This is a genomic window from Acinetobacter sp. SFB, from assembly GCF_001647545.1.
GTDB lineage: Bacteria > Pseudomonadota > Gammaproteobacteria > Pseudomonadales > Moraxellaceae > Acinetobacter.
The window spans coordinates 40,053-55,492 of record NZ_LSZH01000002.1 but is presented as its reverse complement, the minus strand read 5'-3'; the positions used below and the strand labels follow the sequence as shown (position 1 = coordinate 55,492).

Sequence of the window (15,440 nt, the reverse complement as noted above, 5' to 3'; positions counted from 1 at the left end):
GCTTATTGCTTTTCTGCTGCACGTAAGCTGGTTGCTAAACGGTCCAATACACCATTGATGTATTTATGGCTATCTGCACCGCCAAAGTGTTTAGCCAGCTCAATTGATTCATCCAAAACGACGCGATATGGAATTTCAAGATGATCTTTCAATTCATAGGCACCCAGACGAAGGGTCGCAAGTTCAACGCCGTCAAGGGCGCTAAGTTCACGATCGAGTACAGGGATTAAGAGCGCATCCAATGCTTCATGATTGGCAACCACTTGAGTCAACAATTCATGATAATAGCTCAGATCCACTTTATGCATGGCATTTTCCACACGCGTACGTGCTTCAATCTCATGCACCGGATTGTGGCTCATTTGCCATTCATAAATTCCTTGTACAGCAAAGCGACGTGCTTTACGTTTTGCTGCATAAGTTGCTTGAAGTGTTTGCGACATAGCGTTAAATAGCCTTTAACAAGTTAACCATTTCAATTGCAGTAAGGGCAGCTTCGCCACCTTTATTACCTGCTTTTGTTCCAGAGCGTTCAATCGCTTGTTCAATACTATCCGTAGTCAATACACCGTTGATCACTGGTAAGCCAGTATCCAGGCCAACAACGCCTAAACCTTTGGCACATTCACCAGCAACAAAATCAAAGTGAGGCGTGCTACCACGAATCACGGCGCCAAGTGCAATGATCGCATCAAAACGATCTGAAGCGGCAAGTTTTTTTGCAACGACAGGAAGTTCCCAAGCGCCAGGTGCGTGAACAACAGTGATATTATCCTCCGATACACCATGGCGTTTCAATGTATCAATTGCACCTTCTAGCAAATGTTCGACCACAAAGCTATTAAAGCGACCGACTAAAATCGCGTAACGGCCTTCGCTCGCGAGATGTAACATACCTTCAATACGGCGAACTGCCATAGCAACCTCGTTTATTTCTTAAGATGTTTGTTGTGCGGTGACATATTCCACCACTTCTAAGTTAAAGCCTGAGAGTGCATTGAAACGTAATGGAGAGCTCAGCAGCTTCATTTTTTCAACGCCCAAATCACGTAAAATTTGTGCGCCAACACCAATGGTCTGATATTGCTGTGAAAGGGCAGCATTGGATTTTGTTGGTTTCGGTGCAGTTAAGCTGTCCAGTGCCGGGCCTAAATCTTGTAGGTGGCGTTGACCAATCCAGACCAAGACACCACGATCACTGTGTGCAATTTCTTTCAGGGCACGGTCTAAGTTCCACGCGGGTTCGCCGTCTTGCTTATTGAGTTTGAGTAAGTCACGTGCCGGATTGAAGCCATGGACACGCACAGTCGTCACCCCTTCTTTCGGCTGACCTTTGACCAAAGCCAAATGAATATCTGGATTACCCAGTTCACGGTAACGGAACAATTCAAAGGTACCGTATTCGGTATCTAGGGTTTGTTGATCAATGCGTTCTACCGTTTGCTCATTGGTCATGCGGTAGTGAATGAGGTCGGCAATCGTACCAATTTTCAAACCATGCTTTTCTGCGAAAACTTCAAGGTCTGGACGGCGCGCCATCGTACCATCTTCATTAATAATTTCACAAATCACAGAAGCGGGCTCAAGACCTGCTAGACGAGATAAGTCACAACCGGCTTCAGTATGACCGGCACGGTGCAATACACCGCCTGGCTGCGCCATCAGCGGGAAGATGTGTCCGGGTTGCACGATGTCTGCAGGTTTTGCATGGGCTGCAACCGCAGTTTGAATTGTATGGGCACGTTCAGCAGGTGAAATACCTGTAGTAATGCCATTCGTCGCTTCAATTGACAAGGTAAAGTTAGTGCCGTGTTGTGCGCCGTTAGCATCCACCATAAGCGGTAGATTTAACTGTTGGCAACGCTCCTTACTCAAAGTCAGGCAGACCAAACCACGTGCATGGGTGATCATAAAGTTGATGTCTTCCGGACGTACGTGTGTCGCCGCAATGACTAAATCACCTTCATTTTCACGATCTTCATCATCCATCAGGATGACCATTTTTCCTGCACGGATATCTGCTACGAGCTCTTCAACGGTATTGAGCGGCATCAACCTTCACCTTCTTTTTGTCTCAAATGACATTTTGCTTGCATTGATTGCTGCATAGTCTAACGTGTTTTGACGTCATTTGCCTATGCTTATTGATTTCCCTAACTGCCCATTGTTATACACAGTCATAGAAAGCTTGAAAAGAGGACTTTCTTTTAAAAAGCCGTGATTGTGCCCAATTTTTAAGCAGTTAAAATACATAATTCCTGACAAGCTTATGCAAAATGGTCAGGAATGGCGAGATTTTAAACTGTTATTGCATAAAAAAAGCCCCTATCTTTCGATAAGGGCTTTTTAAATTTGGAGCGGAAAAAGAGACTCGAACTCTCGACCCCAACCTTGGCAAGGTTATGCTCTACCAACTGAGCTATTTCCGCAAATTGAGCAGTTTTATAAAAAACTTACACTTAAAAAATTTGAGCGGGAAAGGAGACTCGAACTCCCGACCCCAACCTTGGCAAGGTTATGCTCTACCAACTGAGCTATTCCCGCATGCCGTGTATAATACAGTATGCAAAAACAGGGTCAATAACTTTGTGAGAAAACTTGTATCAATTGCATAAAATAAAACCATTTTCCAGGATTTTGATGATTTTGTAAGCAAAAATACTATAAATCAGAATGATTACTTAATAAAACTGTTGAATGATTTAGCGAGGTCTGGGTAAAGATTGAAGCGGAACACGCTATAATCAATCCAGCGCTTAAGTAATTTGGGAGTATTATTATGACTTTAGAACAACAACTGATTCAACGCCTTCAGGATTTATCCCCGACACATTTAGAAGTGGTAAATGAATCGTCAGGTCATGGCGGTTATTTCCCGGGTAAAGAATCACATTTTAAAGTGATTGTGGTCAGTGATATTTTTCAAGGTTTACGTTTAGTGCAACGTCATCAAAAAATTTATGCTGCTGCGGGTGATTTACTGAGCCCAAGCCGTATTCATGCACTGGCAATCCACGCTTTTGTTCCGTCGGAATGGCAAGGACAATCCACGCCGAGTCCTGACTGTGCCCATGCACCTAAACCTGAATAAGGGATATTGAACAATGGACATGCAGCTGACTGTTAAAATTATACATATGAGCATTGTGGCATTGCTGATTGGGGTGGTGATTGCTCGGGCTTTTACTCTGTTTGTCGGAGTTCAGGGTAATCAGCCTAATCCTGTAGCACGGAAACTCTTGGTGGCACTTCAACATTTGTCGATGACCTTGATTATATTGACTGGTGTTACATCTTTAGTAATTAAAAACTTTGACGTGCAGCCGTGGTTCTATGCCAAAGTGGTTTTATTTCTGGTTTTGTTTTCATCTTTAATCAAAGCATATAAAAAAGATGACCGTATTTTATTGGCACAACGCCGTGCAGGCCTAGCCATTGCTATCGTGGCACTAATTGGGATTATTGGCCTCGTCATCATTAAGCCAAATTTCGGTTGATTGTTAGACATAATTGTTTTTGAAGCAAGGCAGGTAGGTTAAACTGCCAGCAATAAATAAATATAAAGCATAGAGGACTGCAATGCGGACACGTGTGGTTTTTAATCAAAAAGGTGGGGTGGGCAAGTCAAGTATTGCCGTAAATTTAGCGGCAATCAGTGCACATCAAGGTTTTAAAACTTTACTGATTGATCTCGATCCTCAAGCCAATTCCAGTCAATATGTGTTGGGAGATGATGCGACTTACTCGGTTGATAAACCTGCATTGGAGCCGAATGTTGAAAACTATTTTGAAGAAGTACTGGGTGCTAACCAAAGTAAAGGGCTTTTAGGCAATGCCATTGGTTCGATTTTAAAGAATCGCTCCAAAGGTCTGGAAAGCTATGTGCATCAATCGCCATTTAAAAATCTGCATGTGATTCCGGCCAGTCCAACTTTAGGCGCACTGGCACATGCTTTAGAATCGAAACATAAAATTTATAAATTACGTGATGCCTTGCAACAGTTGGCTGGACAATATGACCGGGTTTATATTGATACGCCACCCGCGTTCAACTTCTTTACTTTATCTGCACTGATTGCCGCAGAGCGGGTGCTGATTCCTTTTGATTGTGATGTATTCTCAAAACGTGCCTTAAAAACCCTGATTGAAAATGTCATTGAAACCCAAGATGATCATAATGACCGTCTGGAAATTGAAGGGATTATCGTCAATCAGTTTCAGGCTCAGGCAAAATTGCCACGTGAAGTGGTACAGCAACTTAAAGATGAAGGTTTGCCTGTTTTAGACAGTATGTTGCCCCCGTCAATTTTAATGAAAGAATCTCATCTTAAAAATCAGCCTCTCATTTATTTGGCTACCGAACATAAATTGACGCAAGCCTATCAATCATTGTTCAATGAAATTGAACAAAATAAAATTTGAGGTTTCCCATGAAAACAATGTATTTAAGCCTGTTAGTGGGTAGTACGCTTTTATTAGCTGCATGTGCGACAACCGTCAAACCGACTTATGTATCACCGACGCAATATCAGGCCTTGAACTGTCAGCAATTACAAAGTGAATATAACCGTATCCAGCAATATGTTGACAATGGTGTACAACCTCCTAAGCGTAGCGGCGTGGGTGTTGGTGTAGGCGTTGGGGGAGGTTGGGGCAGTCGTGGTGGTTGGGGCATTGGGCCAAGTGTTTCAGTCAACATGGGGCAGTCTTCAAATACCAAAAAAACTGAATTAGCCCGTTTGTTGGGTGAGCAAGAAGCTGTAGTTCAGGCAGCCCAATTTAAAAATTGTCCGATTATTATTCGTCATAAAGCGCCATAATCTTTCGCATAATCATTCTGTTGTGCATATTAAATGTACAGCAGGATGATGAAATCTTAGCAAAATGTTTCAAGAAAATAATATTATTATCAAGTGCTTAATAATTTTTAGGGTGAAATTTAGACGCATAAGGTTATGATTTCCTGATCGAAATACTTGTCACTTTTTGTGACTTTCGTATAAGGTGTGCCACTCTTCTAATGGTGATATCAGGTCTTTATGATTGAGAGTTGGCTTTTTGTGTTGGCAGTGATTGCGGTTCTGATGATTCCGGGTCCAACTAACGCATTACTTGCAAGCTCTGCACACCAACAAGGCATTGCCAAAACCAGTTTATTTATTCCAGCCGAGCTGCTTGGCTATTTTTATGCCATTAATTTATGGGCATTACTGATTCACTTATGTAGTCCAGTTTGGCCGAACTTTATTCATATTGTGCATTTTTTTAGCGCCCTCTATGTGATTTGGATGGCCTTCCATTTATGGAAAGTTTCTGATTTAGTAACGCATAATCAACGTCACCCTTCTATCCGACCCCGACAACTGTTTTTTTCGACTTTTAAAAATCCGAAAGCCTTGTTATTTGCCACTGGTGTTTTACCGATTGAAACCTGGAACAGTCCAGCCAATTTTATCTTGGTATTTGCCGCATTCAGTTTGGTGCTATTGCCTACCGTGGCGTTCTGGATGTCATTTGGAAGCGTTATTTTGGCAGGTCAATCGAAGCAAATAAAAGCCAATCTTTTATATAAAGGATCGGCCATGCTGCTGTTGCTCGGGATGTTGCCTGTGATGATTCGTTTCTTTTAAATTTCACAGCTATTGCAACACACTCGTTTAATGTGCCTTTTTCAGCTTTTGGCGGATAAAACCAATAATGCCAGGCAGTACACTAATAATAATGATGCCAAAAATCAGATGGGTGAAATTGTCTTTGACAATCGGCATGTTGCCAAATAAATAACCCAAGGTAATAAATGAACCGACCCAGCAAATCGCTCCAATCACATTAAAGCTGAGGAAGAATTTATAATTCATGCTGCCGGCACCGGCAACAAAGGGAGCGAAAGTACGGGCAAAAGGCACAAAACGGGCGAAAATAATGGTTTTACCGCCATGCTTTTCAAAGAATTTTTGTGTATACGCTAAATGTTGTTTGTTAATAAAACGGGATTCCATTTCAAAAACTCGTGGCCCGATAAATTTACCAATATGATAGTTCAGGGTATCGCCCAATACCGCAGCAACAAAAAGCAGGATCACCAGAACGACAGGATCCATTGCCCCGGTTGAAGCCGCTAATGCGCCCGCAGCAAACAATAAGCTATCACCGGGTAGAAATGGCATAACTACCAAACCAGTTTCCACAAAAATAATGAGGAAGAGAATGGCATAAATCCAGATGCCATAATTGGTGATAAATTCGAGCAGATGGGTATCGACATGTAAGATAAAATCAAGCAGTTCCATGGGGCTACAGGCAACAAAAATGTGCTGAAATCCTAGCAGTCTGGGACATGAAAGTCAGTATCAGAAAAGAAATTAATTGCTTTTTCATCCTTTCCTTTTTGTCCGGATTTATCTTGCACATTATTTTTTGAACTCCTCTAGAAACAGAAAAACAGGCTTAGGATGAACAGATCATTAAAAAAATTAAAATGTCACTCGATCTTTAATCCCAAGATGGCTATAAAAATAAGGTTTTATCCCTATAACCCGATGCTTGGCTGAATCTGGTGGCTGCTTTAGATTTAGCCATTTTCTCTTTTATTTTCGGCTTTATTTTTCATGGACGGACACTTCGGATAAATACACTTCACTTGATGAAAAACATGGCTATGACGGGAGGATTATTGTTGCTGAGGTGGTATGGCACAGGAAAGTTGACTGTGAAGTAGAGGATTGAAAATAAGCATTAAATCTAAAAAATAGCATGATTTAAGCTGTAATATTACTTTTTTGTAATTACACAATAGTTGCTTACCCTACATAAAAGCTGCGTACAAATTGCCTAAATGTTGTTTCAATATCATGATTGCAACTGCAATAGAGGAGTCAATCATGAACAAAATATTATTGGCACTGTTTGTTACCGGTTCAATGCTTTCTACAGCACCTGTATGGGCAGCTCAAGGTGATCAGGTCATTATTGCTGAAGCTGCTCAAAATATGGTGACTATTGCACAGGCAAAACAACTTCCCGATAAGACTGCGGTCACGCTTTCCGGGGTGATTGTTCGAAAAACCCATAAGGATCGTTTTGAACTGAAAGATAGCTCGGGTAAAATTGGTATCCAAGTGGATGCTAACTTATCAAAATCAATGCGCTTGACAGCAGGTGATAACGTTAAGGTGATTGGTGAAGTTGATACCCATAATGGTCAATCAACTGATATTGAGGTGATTCAAATCGGTAAAATGGAAAATTCAGCTGATAAATGGACGTGGTTTCATCGGATTTGAGGCAGAGGGGGTTTCTGCAAAGCTATGGCTTTTAAACTTTGATCAAATTAAGGTAATTGGTCAAGTCCAGACGCATTGCAATAAACCGGCGGGTAATGATCCTGTTAATATAGAAAAAATGCTGCATAAAAAAGTACTTAGAAGGGTGCTTTTTTATGATCGAAATATAACGCAATCAATTGAATGCAGGCCTTGCGCGAATAGTGTGCTTAATGCGACGAAAAATGATAGAATGCAGCGCTTATTTCGTTTGCCTTACATAGTTGTTTGTCATGACTACCAATACTCAAATCACTGAAGACCGCATCCTGATCTTGGACTTCGGTTCTCAATACAGTCAGCTTATTGCACGTCGTGTACGTGAAGCTGGTGTATATTCTGAAATGTATGCCTATGACATGTCTGAAGAAGACATTCGCGCATTTAATCCAAACGGTATCATCTTGTCTGGTGGTCCTGAAAGTGTTCATGAAGAAGGTAGTCCACGCGCACCTGAAGTTGTATTTAACTTAGGTGTACCTGTATTGGGTATTTGCTATGGCTTGCAAACCATGTCTGAACAACTTGGCGGTAAAGTAGAGCCAGGTACAGTGCATGAATTTGGTTATGCTGCGGTTGACGTTTTAGTCCGTGACCAGCTTCTTGGCGATTTGGACGATGGCGAAAACAAACTGAATGTTTGGATGAGCCATGGCGATAAAGTCAGTGCGATTCCAGAAGGTTTTTCTGTAACTGCAAGCACGCCAAGCTGTCCATTTGCAGCGGTAAGCGATCAAAAACGTCGTTTTTACGGTGTCCAGTTCCATCCAGAAGTGACTCATACTGCAAAAGGCGCAGAGTTATTATCTAACTTTGTACACAGCATTTGCGGATGTCGTAATCTTTGGAACTCTGAAAATATTATCGACCTGCGTGTTGAACAATTGCGTGCTCAAATCGGTGATCAAAAAGTATTGCTTGGTCTTTCAGGTGGCGTAGATTCATCTGTAGTCGCTGCACTTTTACATCGTGCGATTGGCGACCAATTGACTTGCGTATTTGTAGACAACGGTTTGCTTCGTTTGAACGAAGGCGAGCAAGTGATGGACATGTTTGCTAAAAACATGGGTATTCGCGTAATTCGTGCCGATGCTGAAGAGCGTTTCTTAACTGCACTGGCCGGTGAAGTTGATCCTGAGAAAAAACGTAAAATTATTGGCCGTGAATTCATTGAAGTCTTTGCTGAAGAAGCACGTGCTTTAGATGGCGTGAACTTCCTTGCTCAAGGGACAATTTACCCTGACGTGATCGAATCTGCTGCGACTAAAAACGGTAAAGCACACGTAATTAAATCCCACCACAATGTGGGCGGTTTACCAGAAGATTTAGCATTTGAGTTGGTTGAGCCAATTCGCGACTTGTTTAAAGATGAAGTACGTCGTTTAGGCACCACTTTAGGTTTGCCACACGAAATGCTTTACCGTCATCCATTCCCGGGTCCAGGTTTGGGTGTGCGTATTTTGGGTGAAGTGAAAAAAGAATATGCTGACATCCTTCGTTTAGCGGATGACATTTTCATGCAAGAACTTCATGCCAGCGGTTGGTATGATAAAACTGCTCAGGCATTTGCTGTATTCCAACCAGTTAAATCTGTGGGTGTAGTCGGTGATGGTCGTCGTTATGCATGGGTTATTGCGCTTCGTGCGGTAGAAACGGTTGACTTTATGACAGCACGTTTCGCTCATCTTCCATACGAATTGGTAGATAAAATTTCAACCCGTATCATGAACGAAATTAAAGATGTTTCACGTGTAGTTTATGACGTGTCGTCTAAGCCACCCGCTACGATTGAATGGGAATAATTTCCTAACGGAAATTATTAAATAAAAAAGAGCGCCTAAGCGCTCTTTTTTATTTAAGCTGCTGGCGATTCAATTCGACTTAATGGATCATCAGTAACATTAATACTTTCTAATAAAGCATTATATTGATTAGTGTCTTGTTTAACTTTATGGATAATGGCTTTCGCAACTCGATGCATTTCAGGAACATCCATCAGTGACATTCCTCGTTCTAAAACACCTGCACAATGAGAGTATTCATTATTTACTCTTCCAATAAATAGCCTATAAATTTCATCATTCCAAAAAGCTTTTAACCTTTCATCATCTTCTTTGAAATAGGTTGGAAATTTATAGAATGAATAAACTTCAATAAATTTTCGCGCATTATTACTAAAATTATAGAAAACTGAGTGATTTTCATCACTTAAAGTATCCGTGCTAGCACATGTGTGAATTTGGTTGAACAGGTAGTTAAATTCAGTTGCATATTCGCTCAAGTAATTAGGCATCTTTGAAATAATAGAGTTACTTTCTGTTCTTTGAATTAAGAAAGAGGCTCTCTTTAAACTTGGTGTTATACCGTTATTATGGAAACTATTATCCAATCTTTTTAGATACTTCAGAAAATCTAAATTATGTGTGGAAATAAACAACTGAGAGAATTTTTTTGATCTACAAATTTTTTCATTTATTAGGCTGTAAATGAAGAAAATATGATTACTATCTAAACTACAAATTGGATCATCTATCCAAATAATAGGCTGTTTATCTTGATCCAAATCATCTTGAATTTTTGCTAAAAAATAACAAAAAGAAATGAGGCTACATTCACCTTCGCTGAGGTTATGAGCTTTCATACCATTACGTTGAATTTCAAATTTAATTTCTTCCCCATTTGTTGTATGAATTTCGAGTGGTTCTAAACTTAATGTTTGATGTCCAAAGTCATGATTGAGAATATCTTTGATCCGGTTACACGCTTCACCTTCAGATTTTAATTTATCTTCTTCTCTCTTTATTTCAGCTTCAATTTCATTTTTGCGAGTTTGCAGTGTTGTAAGTTCTGCATCTAATGGCCCAATGGCTTGAAAAGCTAGACTTATATCCGTATTTAACTGCGTGTAATTAATATCTTGTAAGAAATGATAAATATGGTTTAAGCGCAGAGCTTCTTTTGCCTCTTTCTGTGTGTTGGAAAGCTCATCATTCAGTTTTATACAATGCGTCCGTATTTCAGAAACTTTTGCCAGAATCTTGATAATTTCTTCTGAGAAATCTTGAGGGTATTCAGCCGTTAAGGCAGTGAATGGGCTGCTAATTTTTTGTGTTAAGAGCATTTTTAGCTCTTCAATTGATGATTTTTGCTTTTGTAAAAATTTTTCTAGTTCATATTTTAGCTCTGAGAGTTCATGGTGATATTGTAAGTAATAATGATTAATATCGAAGCTAATTTTAAGCTCATTACCAGTTAGTAGCTGATCTAAGCGTTCGATACCTTCGGAAATTCTGTATTGAATTTTTTGGGTTTCTTGATCAAAATGTTGCGCTAGCTCTTCATATCTTTTAGTTGAAATTTTATTATTACAAAATAGACAGGTAGCTCGATTTTTGTGAAGAGGAAGACCTGTTTGTACCCATGAGTTTAGTGTGGGGTTATTTGTTAATTCTTCAATTTTATTGCTCAGGCTAACAACTGTTTTTAAAGTTTCATTAGTTGATTTAATGAATAATGAAAAGTTTAGTGAATATGTCGAGATGTTAGGTGGTGAATCTATTTTACGCTGATCTAAAATTTGATGGAACTCAAATTCTTTTTCTTTAGTCAAAGCTTGATATGTTGTATTAAGTATTAAAGGAATATCTGTTCGTTTTAGCTTACCGACATTATACTCTTGATCACCAAAAAGATTTGGTTGAGAGCGAATGGAGTTGAAATTACCTGAAGCTTTGTTTTTTAAAATATTCTCAATTTTATCTTCAGCATTTTTATGTGCTTTTTTTGCTATTTTTAATTCTGAATTTTTATTTTTTATTGTTAAATTGAGGTTGGATTCAATATTTTCCTCATTTGAACCTAATTCATTTTTTAATTCTTGGATACGAGTTAAAATTTTATCGTTATCATCGCCGAGAGTCACTGAAAAAGATTCAATATTTTCGTTTTCATTGTGAATAAATTTTAGATTTTCTTTTACAAAATCTGAGTTGTAAACGTGTATTGAATGCTGAAAGTTCGAAAGTGTAGACTGATTAATTTCACTATCATCATTTAATTGGATTTTAAAGTTAGGATTATCATATTTAGGAGGTAAAGCTTTCTTCTCTAAAGATCTAATAATCTTTGAAAGGCTTGTCTTGCCTGAGTAATTTCGACCATAAAATATGTTGATATCTTTAAAGTCATAAAATTGATTATTTCCAAGCGAAAGGTTTTGCGACCAATCAAAGTCCTTAAAAATCGAAAAGTTCTGTATTTCTGCTATTCTTTTGATTTTCATTAATTTCCCACAGACATAGTCTAAAAATCAACTATACAGATTTGTTTTATTTTTATTCAATTTTTATTGGTTTTTAATCATTCACAGGTATAAATCGCCACCTGATTGCGACCATTTTTCTTGGCTTGATACAGCGCAATATCGGCGTTTTTAATCAGTAAACTCAAATCATTTTGATTTGGTTGTAATTGGGACACCCCAATCGAGACACTAAAATTTAAAAACAACTTATCTTTAATACAGATTTGATGACTTTCAATGGTTCGGCACAAGCGATTCGCAATCGCGACTGCATCATCCAAGGTGGTATTCGGCAGTAATGCAATAAACTCCTCTCCGCCAAAACGTGCTAACACATCGGTGTATCGCATTTCTTTACGCGCAAGTTCAGCAAGCACTCGAAGGACTTCATCACCTATATCATGTCCATAAGTGTCATTAATGTTTTTGAAAAAGTCGATATCCAGCATCAATAAACAGGCTAAATTATATTTTGGCCATTTCTGGATGGTTTGTTCAGCCACCTGCAAAAACTGGCGACGATTATTGAGTTGAGTTAACTCATCCGTATGTGCCAGTTCAGTTAGGGCATAGTAATTCCAGTCATTTAATAGCACCCGTAAAAAATTGCGTTTTGAATTTAAAGTATTATTCCAGCTGATATACATGCTGAGTAATAAAACCGGGGCATAGATGAGCGAAAATAAAACCACTTCATCAAAGCTGACCAGCTGAAATACGCCATAAAAAATGACCGCACTAATCAGCAAAGAAGTAAAGATTGAATTTCGAAAGGAGACTTGTACACATAAATTGCCCAATAAAATAAAAATTACAGAAGCATATATATACGTTGTCACAAGTGCGCTATGTGACAAAATCAGCAGACCTAGCCACAGTGCAGCCGCTGCTGCGACGGATAGGGGAAGCAAGCTATCTAGAATTTTAATATTTTTGCAGTAACGAAAGGCCAGCCAGTTGATTATGATGGCACAGAGCACAAGAATGAGCCGTGAAATACCGGAAAGCATGCCAATTTCAGGTATGAGCAACCAGTCTATAAAGAAATAACTTAAAAATGTAATCTGGCCAATAAAATTGACGCATTTTAAAAATTGTCGTTGGTGTGTATTTTGATAGTCCAAGTAGTATGGTTGAAATTGATCTGGAATACGGGTAGTGGGATTTTGTAATTCCTGTTCTATTGATTTTCTATTTTCAACTGTACACAGCTGCTTGGGTAAAATATAAGCAGTTTCATGATGTGAATTTTTGTCCTCATTCGTGCCAATCTGATGAGGATTTTTATCATTGTTGTTATAAGGATTTTCTTGATCTCCGCTCAACATGGAGATACCCCTTTCTATGTGGGATTCGTAAAGCAAGAATAATAGGGACAGTAAGAAATTTTGTATACAGCTTAAACAATCAATGGGGCAGACAATTGTGACAAAATTTTATTTATGTATAAAATTCATATGAATAGGAGATGAATAAAGGAGCAAATGAAAAATGAAGGGCTTGTTTTATTAAGGAAAATTTTAAAACTAATATTGTCCTATACATGATATTCAGCATATTAATTTGGCTATAGGCTGAATCAGTAAGAGCCTATATGATCATATGAATAAGTCAGACATTAAAAACAGTCTAGTCCTTACAATTCAGGATAAAAATATGACCAATAGCAACTATACAGAGCTTTCTGATTCAGACGATTGTGAAAAATACGTAAATCAGTTTATTCAGGAATTTCCTTTGCGGAGCGCGGAAATTGGACAGGGCACCGTGATTAAACGTGCTTTACCCAGCCGCCATAAACGCTTAATTGGAGCATGGTGTTTTTTGGATCATGCCGGTCCCGTGACGTTTCCGCAAGGCGATGGACTGGATGTTGGACCGCATCCACATATCGGCTTGCAGACCTTCACCTGGATGATTGAAGGCACCATGATGCATACCGACAGTCTGGGCACGAAACAGTTGATTCGCCCAAAGCAGGTCAATTTGATGACGGCGGGTTATGGTATTTCACATACTGAAGTTGCACCAGAAACTGAAACTCATATGCATGCTGCACAGCTCTGGATTGCGTTGCCAGATGATCAAATGAATATGGCACCCTGTTTTGAGCATTATCCAGAACTTCCAGTGGTAGAAAAAGATCAGGTCGAATTTACCGTATTGGTCGGTGAGTTTTTAAACACCAAATCACCGGTAGCCGTGCATACAGAATTAGTTGGGGTGGATTTAACGGCAACAGAATCGACCACCACCCAAATTAAACTTAATCCAAAATTTGAATACGGTTTCATGGCGTTGGATGGCGCTGCTGTGGTAAATGGTCATGAACTGACTGAAGACAATATGGTCGTTCTGGAGCCGGGCGTGGCCCAAATTGAAATCCAGCTGCATAAGGGCAGTCGTATTCTGCTGTTGGGTGGTGAACCTTTTGAGTCGCCAATATTACTCTGGTGGAACTTTGTCGGTCGTACTCAGCAAGAACTTTGCCAGGCGCGTGACCACTGGATTGAACAACATGCACGTTTTGGCAAGATCGCTGATTATCCAGGACCACGTTTGGAAGCCCCGGCATTTCCTGACAAAATGCGTGCCTCTAAATAAAGATAAAATTTAAAATAAAGCTAATATTTAGGAACCATCACTCTCATGGCCATTATTGCAAATGCAGAAGTACATAGCCTGGCTGAACCCTGGTCAGGCGAGATCAAAAGTGGCATACACCAGTTTATGACTGATAAACCCGAATCTTTTGGTGGGCAAGATCAAGGGCCTGCACCTTACGATTTGATTTGTTCGGGTCTGATCGCCTGTACCATGATCACGCTACGCATGTATGCCAGTCATAAAGGCATAGAATTGGGCGAATTTTCTGTTGAAGCCGATTTTAATGCCAATAAAGAAGGTAAAGAATGGATTGAACGGCGTTTGTCTTTTGCGCATTCTCTATCGGATGAGCTTAAACAAAAGGTTTTAGACATCAGCAGTAAAACGCCGGTGACCAAAACCTTGTTACGTAGTTTAGAGATTCATACTGTACTGATTTAATTTGATCAACAGATCGAAATGACATTTTGTGTAAAGCAGGATGTCATTTTTTTAGCGCTGTGCGTATAGTCAGAGCAGAAAAAATAGAGGTCAAAATAATGATTACATTGCACCATTTAGATCAATCACGTTCTTTTCGAATTTTATGGGCCTTAGAAGAACTGGCCCTGAATTATCAGGTCAAGTTTTATAAACGCTTACCGACTTTTGCTGCACCGCCTGAATTAAAACTGGTGCATCCTTTAGCCAAAGCGCCGGTGTTGACCGATGCGGATCAAACCATTGCCGAATCTGCGGTGATTTTGCAATATCTGCAAGAAACCTATGATCAAAAACAGCAATTTAAACAGCAGAATAATAAAGATCAGCAGCAATATCGCTATTGGATGCATTATGCAGAAGGTTCACTCATGCCTTTACTGGTGATGCAATTGGTGATGAATAATGTACCCAAACAGGTACCCTGGCTGGTAAGGCCGGTGGCAAAAAAAATTACAGCAGGAGTGAAGGCCGGGTTTATTCAACCGCGTTTAAAAGATCATATTAGCTATCTGGAAGATTATTTAGCGAAGCATGAATATGTAGCAGGTGAATTTTCTTTTGCCGATATTCAGATGGGCTTTCCACTTGAGGCCATTCAGACAAGAACATCAGGGTCATATCCTTATATTGCGGCCTATGTAAAACGTTTGGCGGAGCGTCCGGCTTATCAGCGCGCAAAGTTTAAAGAACAGAACCTGGTTTAGATTGAGTTAGATGTACTGTAC

At 39.6% G+C, this 15,440-nt stretch carries 16 protein-coding genes and 2 tRNA genes; 10 read left to right on the top strand and 8 right to left on the bottom strand.

All coding sequences use genetic code 11. The features are described from left to right. Positions 1-2 precede the first annotated feature (2 nt). The 5 genes from nusB to AY606_RS03270 form a co-directional block, all read right to left on the bottom strand. Positions 3-443: a transcription antitermination factor NusB gene (gene nusB, locus AY606_RS03290; RefSeq protein ID WP_067864695.1), complete on the bottom strand. Its 441-nt coding sequence runs from the start codon at positions 441-443 to the stop codon at positions 3-5. Positions 444-447: 4 nt separating this feature from the next. After that, a complete protein-coding gene (ribH, locus tag AY606_RS03285) occupies positions 448-918 on the bottom strand; it encodes a 6,7-dimethyl-8-ribityllumazine synthase (RefSeq protein ID WP_004649641.1) in 471 nt (156 codons plus the stop codon). Positions 919-936: 18 nt separating this feature from the next. Further along, the gene (gene ribBA, locus AY606_RS03280) at positions 937-2,052 is read right to left on the bottom strand and encodes a bifunctional 3,4-dihydroxy-2-butanone-4-phosphate synthase/GTP cyclohydrolase II (RefSeq protein WP_067864692.1); all 1,116 of its coding nucleotides are present in this window, start codon (positions 2,050-2,052) and stop codon (positions 937-939) included. Between the two features lie 301 nt (positions 2,053-2,353). Next, positions 2,354-2,429, bottom strand: a tRNA-Gly gene (locus AY606_RS03275). Positions 2,430-2,471: 42 nt separating this feature from the next. After that, positions 2,472-2,544: transfer RNA gene (locus AY606_RS03270), tRNA-Gly, on the bottom strand. 235 nt (positions 2,545-2,779) lie between these two features. Here AY606_RS03270 and AY606_RS03265 point away from each other — a divergent pair. The 5 genes from AY606_RS03265 (at position 2,780) to AY606_RS03245 (ending at position 5,630) form a co-directional block, all read left to right on the top strand. Then, the gene (locus AY606_RS03265; RefSeq protein ID WP_067864689.1) at positions 2,780-3,091 is read left to right on the top strand and encodes a BolA family protein; all 312 of its coding nucleotides are present in this window, start codon (positions 2,780-2,782) and stop codon (positions 3,089-3,091) included. 13 nt (positions 3,092-3,104) lie between these two features. Then, the gene (locus AY606_RS03260; protein ID WP_067864686.1) at positions 3,105-3,497 is read left to right on the top strand and encodes a SirB2 family protein; all 393 of its coding nucleotides are present in this window, start codon (positions 3,105-3,107) and stop codon (positions 3,495-3,497) included. An 82-nt stretch (positions 3,498-3,579) separates the two neighbouring features. Next, positions 3,580-4,422, top strand: coding sequence for a ParA family protein (locus tag AY606_RS03255; RefSeq protein WP_067864684.1), 843 nt, complete (start codon positions 3,580-3,582; stop codon positions 4,420-4,422). 8 nt (positions 4,423-4,430) lie between these two features. Next, positions 4,431-4,820: a hypothetical protein gene (locus AY606_RS03250; protein ID WP_067864681.1), complete on the top strand. Its 390-nt coding sequence runs from the start codon at positions 4,431-4,433 to the stop codon at positions 4,818-4,820. A gap of 219 nt (positions 4,821-5,039) precedes the next feature. Beyond that, a complete protein-coding gene (locus tag AY606_RS03245; RefSeq protein WP_067864678.1) occupies positions 5,040-5,630 on the top strand; it encodes a LysE family translocator in 591 nt (196 codons plus the stop codon). Between the two features lie 27 nt (positions 5,631-5,657). Here the strand turns inward: AY606_RS03245 and AY606_RS03240 are convergent, their stop codons facing one another. After that, complete coding sequence (locus AY606_RS03240; protein WP_067864675.1) at positions 5,658-6,290, bottom strand: DedA family protein; 633 nt, start codon at positions 6,288-6,290, stop codon at positions 5,658-5,660. Between the two features lie 591 nt (positions 6,291-6,881). Here AY606_RS03240 and AY606_RS03235 point away from each other — a divergent pair. Both AY606_RS03235 and guaA read left to right on the top strand, forming a co-directional pair. Further along, complete coding sequence (locus AY606_RS03235; protein WP_067864672.1) at positions 6,882-7,283, top strand: NirD/YgiW/YdeI family stress tolerance protein; 402 nt, start codon at positions 6,882-6,884, stop codon at positions 7,281-7,283. A 272-nt stretch (positions 7,284-7,555) separates the two neighbouring features. Further along, positions 7,556-9,124 (top strand): glutamine-hydrolyzing GMP synthase, encoded by a 1,569-nt coding sequence (gene guaA, locus AY606_RS03230; protein ID WP_067864669.1) that lies wholly within the window; start codon positions 7,556-7,558, stop codon positions 9,122-9,124. 53 nt (positions 9,125-9,177) lie between these two features. Here the strand turns inward: guaA and AY606_RS03225 are convergent, their stop codons facing one another. Both AY606_RS03225 and AY606_RS03220 read right to left on the bottom strand, forming a co-directional pair. Further along, positions 9,178-11,604 (bottom strand): AAA family ATPase, encoded by a 2,427-nt coding sequence (locus tag AY606_RS03225; protein WP_067864666.1) that lies wholly within the window; start codon positions 11,602-11,604, stop codon positions 9,178-9,180. Positions 11,605-11,681: 77 nt separating this feature from the next. Continuing rightward, positions 11,682-12,953: a GGDEF domain-containing protein gene (locus AY606_RS03220; RefSeq protein ID WP_067864663.1), complete on the bottom strand. Its 1,272-nt coding sequence runs from the start codon at positions 12,951-12,953 to the stop codon at positions 11,682-11,684. Positions 12,954-13,281: 328 nt separating this feature from the next. On the opposite strand from AY606_RS03220, the gene AY606_RS03215 reads away from it, so the two are divergent. From AY606_RS03215 to AY606_RS03205, 3 genes are all read left to right on the top strand, one after another. Next, entirely contained in the window at positions 13,282-14,229 is a 948-nt protein-coding gene (locus AY606_RS03215; RefSeq protein ID WP_067864661.1) for a pirin family protein, read from the top strand. 45 nt (positions 14,230-14,274) lie between these two features. Next, on the top strand, positions 14,275-14,673 hold the full coding sequence (locus AY606_RS03210; RefSeq protein ID WP_067864658.1) for an OsmC family protein: 399 nt from the start codon (positions 14,275-14,277) through the stop codon (positions 14,671-14,673). A gap of 98 nt (positions 14,674-14,771) precedes the next feature. Further along, complete coding sequence (locus AY606_RS03205; protein WP_067864654.1) at positions 14,772-15,419, top strand: glutathione S-transferase; 648 nt, start codon at positions 14,772-14,774, stop codon at positions 15,417-15,419. Positions 15,420-15,440: the final 21 nt, after the last annotated feature.

Excerpts from the sequence above, each read along its gene's own strand:
- nusB (WP_067864695.1), bottom strand. The coding sequence starts at position 443 with ATGTCGCAAACACTTCAAGCAACTTATGCAGCAAAACGTAAAGCACGT.
- ribH (WP_004649641.1), bottom strand. The coding sequence starts at position 918 with ATGGCAGTTCGCCGTATTGAAGGTATGTTACATCTCGCGAGCGAAGGC.
- ribBA (WP_067864692.1), bottom strand. The coding sequence starts at position 2,052 with ATGCCGCTCAATACCGTTGAAGAGCTCGTAGCAGATATCCGTGCAGGA.
- AY606_RS03265 (WP_067864689.1), top strand. The coding sequence starts at position 2,780 with ATGACTTTAGAACAACAACTGATTCAACGCCTTCAGGATTTATCCCCG.
- AY606_RS03260 (WP_067864686.1), top strand. The coding sequence starts at position 3,105 with ATGGACATGCAGCTGACTGTTAAAATTATACATATGAGCATTGTGGCA.
- AY606_RS03255 (WP_067864684.1), top strand. The coding sequence starts at position 3,580 with ATGCGGACACGTGTGGTTTTTAATCAAAAAGGTGGGGTGGGCAAGTCA.
- AY606_RS03250 (WP_067864681.1), top strand. The coding sequence starts at position 4,431 with ATGAAAACAATGTATTTAAGCCTGTTAGTGGGTAGTACGCTTTTATTA.
- AY606_RS03245 (WP_067864678.1), top strand. The coding sequence starts at position 5,040 with ATGATTGAGAGTTGGCTTTTTGTGTTGGCAGTGATTGCGGTTCTGATG.
- AY606_RS03240 (WP_067864675.1), bottom strand. The coding sequence starts at position 6,290 with ATGGAACTGCTTGATTTTATCTTACATGTCGATACCCATCTGCTCGAA.
- AY606_RS03235 (WP_067864672.1), top strand. The coding sequence starts at position 6,882 with ATGAACAAAATATTATTGGCACTGTTTGTTACCGGTTCAATGCTTTCT.
- guaA (WP_067864669.1), top strand. The coding sequence starts at position 7,556 with ATGACTACCAATACTCAAATCACTGAAGACCGCATCCTGATCTTGGAC.
- AY606_RS03225 (WP_067864666.1), bottom strand. The coding sequence starts at position 11,604 with ATGAAAATCAAAAGAATAGCAGAAATACAGAACTTTTCGATTTTTAAG.
- AY606_RS03220 (WP_067864663.1), bottom strand. The coding sequence starts at position 12,953 with ATGTTGAGCGGAGATCAAGAAAATCCTTATAACAACAATGATAAAAAT.
- AY606_RS03215 (WP_067864661.1), top strand. The coding sequence starts at position 13,282 with ATGACCAATAGCAACTATACAGAGCTTTCTGATTCAGACGATTGTGAA.
- AY606_RS03210 (WP_067864658.1), top strand. The coding sequence starts at position 14,275 with ATGGCCATTATTGCAAATGCAGAAGTACATAGCCTGGCTGAACCCTGG.
- AY606_RS03205 (WP_067864654.1), top strand. The coding sequence starts at position 14,772 with ATGATTACATTGCACCATTTAGATCAATCACGTTCTTTTCGAATTTTA.